This window comes from Stenotrophomonas pictorum JCM 9942 (assembly GCF_001310775.1).
GTDB classification, from domain to species: Bacteria; Pseudomonadota; Gammaproteobacteria; order Xanthomonadales; family Xanthomonadaceae; genus Stenotrophomonas; species Stenotrophomonas pictorum.
Map to the genome: position 1 here is coordinate 1 of NZ_BAZI01000597.1, position 1,187 is coordinate 1,187.

Consider the following 1,187-nt stretch of genomic DNA (forward strand, 5'->3'; position numbering starts at 1 on the left):
CGAGGGCGGGCTGTTGGTGGCCGGCCCGCCTCAAGGCCGGGCCACGGCATGGTCACAGGCGAAACTCTTGAACATCCATCTTGATGAAGAGATATAATGGCCCGTATTCCAGCATGCCCGGCGCCCCATGACCGCGATCAGCTTCGAGTTCTATCCCCCCAAGACCGATGACCAGCGTGCCCAGCTGGACCGCACCGCGGCCAGGCTCAAGACCTACGCGCCGGAGTACGTGTCGTGCACCTTCGGCGCGGGCGGTTCGACCCTGAGCTACACCTCCGAGACGGTGCGCCATCTGAACCAGCACCACGGCCTGCAGGCTGCGCCGCACCTGTCGTGCGTCGGCGGCACCCGCGAGGAGATCCGCGAGCTGCTCAAGCTGTACCGGGCCATCGGGGTCAAGCGCATCGTAGCCCTGCGCGGCGACCTGCCCTCGGGCATGGGCTTTCCCGGCGATATGCGCTATGCCTCGGAGCTGATCGCCTTCATCCGCGCCGAACATGGCGACGCCTTCCGCATCGAGGTCGGCGCGTATCCGGAAACCCACCCGCAGGCGTCCTGCGCGCTGGCCGACCTGCGCCACTTCAAGACCAAGATCGATGCCGGCGCCGATGCGGCGATCACCCAGTACTTCTACAACGCCGACGCCTATTTCCACTTCGTCGAGGCGGTGCGCAAGCTGGGCGTGGAGGTGCCGATCATTCCCGGGATCATGCCGATCTCCAACTTCAGCCAGCTGCGCCGGTTCTCCGAGCAGTGCGGCGCGGAGATCCCGCGCTGGATCAGCAAGCGCATGCAGGCCTTTGGCGATGATGCCGAGTCGGTGCGCACGTTCGGCGCCGATGTGGTGGCCGCGCTGTGCGAGCGCCTGATCGCCGCCGGGGTGCCGTCGCTGCACTTCTACACACTCAACCTGGCCCGGCCGACGCAGGCGGTGCTCAGGCGCCTCGGACACGCCTGAACCGGGCGGAAGCACCTCACTTCCGTCACTTCCTGCCCGCTGATCCAGCCACTACCCTTGGACGATGCGAATCGCCCTGCTGCTGTTGTTGTCCGCCATTGCCCTGGGGGCGCTCGATCTTCACGCGCAGCAGATCAACCGTTGCACCAATGCGCAGGGCCAGACGGTGTACGGCGACAAACCATGCGAGGCGATGGGCGCGCGCGCGCGGCTGCTGCCCGGCGGCCGG

General features: G+C 67.1%; 1 protein-coding gene and 1 pseudogene. Both read left to right on the forward strand.

Annotated features, from left to right (window positions below):
* Window positions 1–115 precede the first annotated feature (115 nt).
* Window positions 116–958: pseudogene (gene metF, locus JCM9942_RS16365) on the forward strand (methylenetetrahydrofolate reductase [NAD(P)H]); the annotation flags it as partial.
* Between the two features lie 64 nt (window positions 959–1,022).
* On the forward strand, window positions 1,023–1,187 hold a 165-nt coding region (locus tag JCM9942_RS18505), incomplete at its 3' end, for a DUF4124 domain-containing protein (protein WP_157723014.1).